At 49.3% G+C, this 5,955-nt stretch carries 6 protein-coding genes; 5 read left to right on the forward strand and 1 reads right to left on the reverse strand.

Annotated elements, in window-relative coordinates:
• The 5 genes from tssI to PsAD46_RS17165 form a co-directional block, all read left to right on the forward strand.
• On the forward strand, nt 1-1,165 hold a 1,165-nt coding region (gene tssI / locus PsAD46_RS17145), incomplete at its 5' end, for a type VI secretion system tip protein TssI/VgrG (protein ID WP_153040774.1).
• An 11-nt stretch (nt 1,166-1,176) separates the two neighbouring features.
• Complete coding sequence (locus PsAD46_RS17150) at nt 1,177-1,548, forward strand: PAAR domain-containing protein (RefSeq protein WP_057461547.1); 372 nt, start codon at nt 1,177-1,179, stop codon at nt 1,546-1,548.
• 5 nt (nt 1,549-1,553) lie between these two features.
• Nucleotides 1,554-2,618, forward strand: a complete 1,065-nt coding sequence (locus PsAD46_RS17155; RefSeq protein ID WP_063292599.1) for a DUF4123 domain-containing protein — start codon at nt 1,554-1,556, stop codon at nt 2,616-2,618.
• Nucleotides 2,615-3,598, forward strand: coding sequence for a hypothetical protein (locus PsAD46_RS17160; RefSeq protein WP_063292600.1), 984 nt, complete (start codon nt 2,615-2,617; stop codon nt 3,596-3,598). The genes PsAD46_RS17155 and PsAD46_RS17160 overlap by 4 nt, the downstream gene beginning before the upstream one ends.
• 15 nt (nt 3,599-3,613) lie before the next feature.
• The gene (locus PsAD46_RS17165; protein WP_063309016.1) at nt 3,614-4,078 is read left to right on the forward strand and encodes a hypothetical protein; all 465 of its coding nucleotides are present in this window, start codon (nt 3,614-3,616) and stop codon (nt 4,076-4,078) included.
• A 222-nt stretch (nt 4,079-4,300) separates the two neighbouring features.
• Here the strand turns inward: PsAD46_RS17165 and PsAD46_RS17170 are convergent.
• A partial coding sequence (locus PsAD46_RS17170) for a calcium-binding protein (protein WP_063307465.1) occupies nt 4,301-5,955 on the reverse strand: 1,655 nt, incomplete at its 5' end.

Here is a 5,955-nt window from a genome sequence, read left to right on the forward strand (position 1 = left end):
AGCCGGTCATCAGTTTGCGCTCACAGACCACCCAAACGACGACTACAACATCAAGTATCATTTGCTCACCGTCTCGCATCAGGGCAGCCAGCCGCAAGCCGTGACGGAGGAAGCTGGTAGCGGCACCACCAGTTACAGTGCCGGGTTTGAGGTCATGCCCGCCCGCCTGCCATACCGGCCCAAATTGCTTAAAAAGCCCTTGGTGGACGGCCCTCAGATCGCTCATGTCACCGGGCCTGAGGGCGAAGAGATCTACTGTGATGAACATGGCCGGGTCAAAGTCTGGTTCCCGTGGGACCGCCATAACGCCAAGGATGATAGATCTTCGTGCTGGATACGTGTCTCGCAAAATTGGGGTGGAGCCAGCTGGGGCCACATCGCCATCCCCCGCATCGGCCACGAGGTCATCGTAGACTTCCTCGAAGGTGATCCAGACCAGCCAATCATTACGGGGCGGACGTATCATAACAACAACCGTCCACCGAACAAACTTCCCGACTTCAAAACCCGCATGGTGCTCATGTCAGACAGCCATAAGGCCAATGGCTACAACGAGCTTCGCTTTGAAGATGAGGGCGGGCAGGAGGAAGTCTGGTTCCACGCTCAGAAATTCCACAACGGCGTTGTTGAGAACAACGAGACCTGGAAGGTGGGTGCCAACCGCCACAAACGAGTTGAAGGGTCTCAATCTGAATCTATCGGCAGCTCAAAAGACATTGAGGTGGGCGGCGATCACCGCGAACAGGTGAAGGGGTCAGAACATACACAAGTTGACGGGTCCGCACTGCGCCAGATCAAGATCAGCGATTTTCTGAAGGTCGTGGGAGACAAGGTCACTCATGTCGTGCGCAATGCCATAACGCTTGTTGAAGAAAACTGGCGATTGGAGACCAAGGGCAAACAGCACTTTGAGAGCGGAACAACCCACTACATCAATGCCGGGGACGCTGTGGTTATTCAGGCTGGTGCGAGCATAAGCCTGAATGTCGGTGGCAACTTCGTCAAGATTGACAAAGGCGGTGTGCAAATTGAAGGCACGCTGGTGAAGGTCAACTGTGGTGGTTCTCCTGCCAAAGGCGCTCCAGTTCCTCCAATGGAAGCTATGAAGCCAGCTGATTACGCCGGTCCTCATGCACAGCGCTATGCGCGTTCCTTTGAGAAATAGGAGAGCACGATATGTCAGGAAAACCAGCAGCACGCCTTGGGGACATTGGTTCTGGTCATGGATGCCACTTCCCGCCAACTCCCGCCATTGCCGGGAGCCCGAATATTCTGATTAACAACCGCCTTGCCGTGCGCCAGGGAGATGCTTATGCGCCGCATCCGTGTCCGGTCTGTCCGTCACCACCCCATGGCCGGTCTTTGGCTTCTGGAAGTCCGACCGTTCTGTTCAACAACAAGGAAGCCGGACGACAGGGAGATCCGATTGATTGCGGAGGGGCCGATTCAACCGGGTCTGGGGATGTTTTGATTGGTGGAGCCTCCCCCGTAGGAATGAGCCGGTCGCCGTTTTGTGAAACCTGTGAAGACAAAGCCTCCAAAGGATAGCAGCAGTGAGTTTGACAGAACGATTTAAGGGGATCGCCGCGCAAGCTGCAACGATTGGTGCCAAACCATACCTGGTGCTGGATGCATCCTGGCAGGAAGACCTTGCAAGCGAGATCCGGACCACAGGCGAAGACGGATGGGAACCGTTGATGGGGTCACCTGCAGAGGCCAAACAAGAGGCCCATGCCCGAACCTCTTTGCTTGTAGATCTGACTATCCATCCCGCTGTTTTGACCAGTTGGCTAAAGGTTGGGTTTCCAGAAAAGCTTGGTATCATCGTCTTTTCAACAAAGGCGATTGAGGAACTTCGAACCTCCTTGAAGCGGTTCATGAGCGTGATCACGCCAGAAAGTGGCAAACCAGTTTACCTGCGTTTTTATGATGCCCGCGTGCTTTATTGTTTCTTGCGTCATGGCTTCCCGGAACAGTGGCAGGATTTTTTCAAAAACATTGATCTGATTGCAGCACCTTATGACTACACATCAAGTTTTGCGGTCTATCGCCTTCGCGGCGAACAGCTGCAGCTCGGCATCGAGACCGAAGACGGCTTGGACTATCACTGGCACAAACATGAAAACCATGACCGAGCAGTCGAAAACTACCGCGCAACCTTCCCATTCCGCGAGATCGAGCAGCGTCAATACGATGATATGATGCACTGCGCTCAAATCAGCTTTTACCACGAGATTGAGCAGTTCCTTCGCAAAGCCTTTCCCAAGGAGACGGAGGAACTTCAGCGCAAGGAGTTGATCTCGTTCTTTGGTGAGGCTCAAAAGCACGCTGGCAAACAAGGCTACAGCGATGAGAGCTGCTTCTTTTACTGGGCTGTCTTGAGCTTTATGGCCGGAGCTGAGTTTTATCAAGATAAGGATGTTCAGCGCATTCTTTCGCAAGAAACAATGTCTCGCGAAACACGGCTTGAACTGCTGCTGTTTAACAGCGGCGTTGAAATTGACAATGAGGCCCTGCGAGATCTCTGCGATATTATTGAATGCAAGGAAACATACGCAGACGGCAGCAATACCGTTTATCGGGAACGGTCCGGAAAAATCATCAGGACAGCAGCATGAACAATCCAAACTTGGCTAAAACGGTAAAGAACGTAGCTTCGCAAGCCGCTGGTAATCAGTACGCATTTGTTCGCAATCTTCCACCAGGTACAGTTCCTAAGACCCCGCAATGGGTAAAGCCATTCGTGCCTAGCCCACCCGTTCCAAGACCGTTGATACGGCCAAGTCCGTTGCAACCACTAATCCAGCCAGATGTGCTGGCCCCCGACACTCAGCCTACGCCTCAATTGAAAAAGCAGGATGAGTTCTTTGATCCTAGTTGGGATGACCCCGGTGAATTCGACAAGCCAAGAGAAGCAACAGGGGAAGATGAGCAAGGAGAACCGGTGTCCTATCGCCGCCGCCGCGTCCGCCCCCGGCGCAATTGCTGTGAGCCGCATAAGTTCCCTCTCTGGGCCGTGGAACTGCCGAATAGAGTCACTGATGGGAGAATGAGGCCGGATCTTCCTTGGGTAGATCGTGATGCAAAAATGAGGGGGTGGGGGTATCAATACTGCATTTTTCAAACTCGCAGCGAGTTCCATTGCAGCGGCGGGAAAGAGGAAATTGATGCTGATATGAGCTACCCGGATCGTTGCTGGCTCGGTGACGCAAAATATGCCAAAAACGCTAGCAGATCTCCAAAAGTCAGAAAATCAAATGGTGAGTATTCACAATTCTGGATGCACGTTGATATTCGGAAACAAGATGAAGATGAATATACACGATATGGCATAATAACAAAAAATCCTGATGCACCTGGAAAACCTTGTTGGAACATCGGACTTTATACAGCGATTAGTCATCCTGCGTTACTTCCATTTTATATGGAACTATACGAGTCGAAAGATATTGAGGGAATGATTGAGCATGTGCCGATGCGAAATGCTTGCAAGGCGCAAAACGAATTTGGGAATGATGACTCTGCTCGTCCTCCAAGGATTAATCCTGAAGACGATTGGTGGAATTACGATCCATCAGAATATGGCGATATAGCATAAGTAAAGGATTGACTAGTGTTGCATTTTGAAAATTACGATAAGCTTTATGACCCAAGCATGCTATCTGTTATTCGAGATGGAATAGTAATTTTTAGTGATAGCACCTCGTTATCAAGTTGGTTGAGTAAGAAGTGGAATATTTCATCGTCAAAAAAACAACAGTACAATGACGGAAGTGTAGATGACGAAATTAAGATGGAGAGCATAAAGAAACCAAATGTGCGAATGAATATTATGTATAGAAGTAATCGCACAATTTCGTTTTCTCGTCCTCCAACGACAATCGAAGCTGCATATATGTTCTGCGATCAACTCCGAAAAGACTTTCCAGAGCTAAATGGAAAACTGATATTCGTGAATGAGTATGGAGAAATCGTCCGCTTTCCATTTGATTGTAGTGATGATGAACTGTGTAGACGTATTGGATTGGATGGCGAGTTCCATGATCACGATCTTATGCAAGAAATGGGGCTAGAGTAGTTCCAGAATAAACATCTGGCCGCACGAATGCCAATCCCTATCCCTATGTTTAATACCTCCTGTCAAGTGATCTAGTAATGCATAAAGATCAAGCTTTTAGGGGCCAGAACAAGATTTGCAAAAAATCGTACGCTAAGAACGAACAAAACAGAAACCCCGGAGAAAGTCCCCGGGGTCACTCGGATCAAAAATGAAGTTCTAAAGTTCGATCAAACTACATTATCAAATGAACTGGAAGTCATCGACATGGAGGTCTATCTTCGAAATACCCTTCAAGGTGATGGAGTTCTCGTCATCTAGCTTGATTACCGTATCTCCTCCAACATCATTTGTTGCGGCGAGTACAGATGTAAAGTCTGCAAATAGTTCTGCATCAATACTGATGATATCATCAGAGCCTGCGCCCGTTGCAAAATCTTTGATTGTATCATTTCCAAAATGAGCATTACCGAATACGAAGATGTCTGAGCCTTGTCCCCCTATCAGTGTATCATTGCCATTGCCACCAATCAGCGTATCGTTCCCTCCATACCCGTTCAGGATATTGGCACTACCATCTCCCACAAGATGATCATCTCCGAAGTTCGATCCAATCACGTTTTCAATGGAAACATAGATATCTCCTGCAGCATCCCCAGATAGACCAGCTTTATCTTGAAGATTAACGCTGACACCGCCAGAACGCGCCCAGTAGTACCTAACGGTATCTATCCCTTCCCCCCCATCAAGGTGGTCGGCTCCAGAGCTGTAACCATTCAGAGTATCGTTGCCATCATTTCCGTAAAGTCGGTCCAAACCAGCATCGCTATAGAGTTGGTCATCACCGACACCGCCATAGATCGCATCGTTTCCGCCACCGCCAATCAGTATATCATTGCCAGCAAATCCATTTAAGACATTGGCATTGCCATCGCCTACAAGACGATCGTTTCCGAAGTTCGATCCAATCACGTTTTCAATGGAAACATAGACATCTCCTGCAGCATCTCCAGATAGGCCAACTTTATCTTGAAGATTAACGCTGACACCACCAGAACGTGCCCAGTAGTACCGGACGGTATCGATACCTTCGCCCCCGTGAATATAGTCTGATCCGGAACTGTAACCGTTTAAGGTGTCATTCCCCTCATTTCCATAGAGTTTGTCGCGCCCAGCCCCTCCATAGAGTTGGTCATTTCCATCTCCTCCAAAGATCGTATCATTTCCGTCACGACCGATGATTTGCTGGTTGCCATCTCCACCTTTTATGATGTCATCGCCGAGAGTATCCGTCAGTTTTAGTGTGCCGTCAGTCTTTACTTCGATACTTGATAGTGTCGACCCATCAGCAAACTCATAGCGTTCGATATGCTGGCCAAGATCGGCAAGATTAACTGCTCCACTCTTACCACCTTTTTCCCAGGCAAGGGTCAGGGCAACGCCGTAAGTGGGGTGTTCATGGGACGTGATGGTAAAATCAGTCAGAACCAAATCATCAAATACAAAGGTATCATTTCCGGAAGACGCGTTCTCGCCGTCCTTGTTTATCCAGACAATCCCGTTGTCCTGATTGTAGTGATATGTATCATCACCGCCCTGGCCGCGTAGATGCTGCCAGTTCTGACTGTATGTGCCGCCAGTCAGGATATCATTGCCGTCACCGGCATTAATGATGTTGCTGACATTGCCTCCGATAATTACATCGTCCGAAGCTGTGCCATCCAGTCTTATGCGTTCGTCTTGCAGAAGTTCAATTTTGCTCAAACTTGTCCCATCAGCAAACTCATAGCGTTCGATATGCTGGCCAAGATCGGCAAGATTAACTGCTCCACTCTTACCACCTTTTTCCCAGGCAAGGGTCAGGGCAACGCCGTAAGTGGGGTGTTCATGGGACGTCG

This window comes from Pseudovibrio sp. Ad46, assembly GCF_001623065.1.
Taxonomy (GTDB): Bacteria; Pseudomonadota; Alphaproteobacteria; order Rhizobiales; family Stappiaceae; genus Pseudovibrio.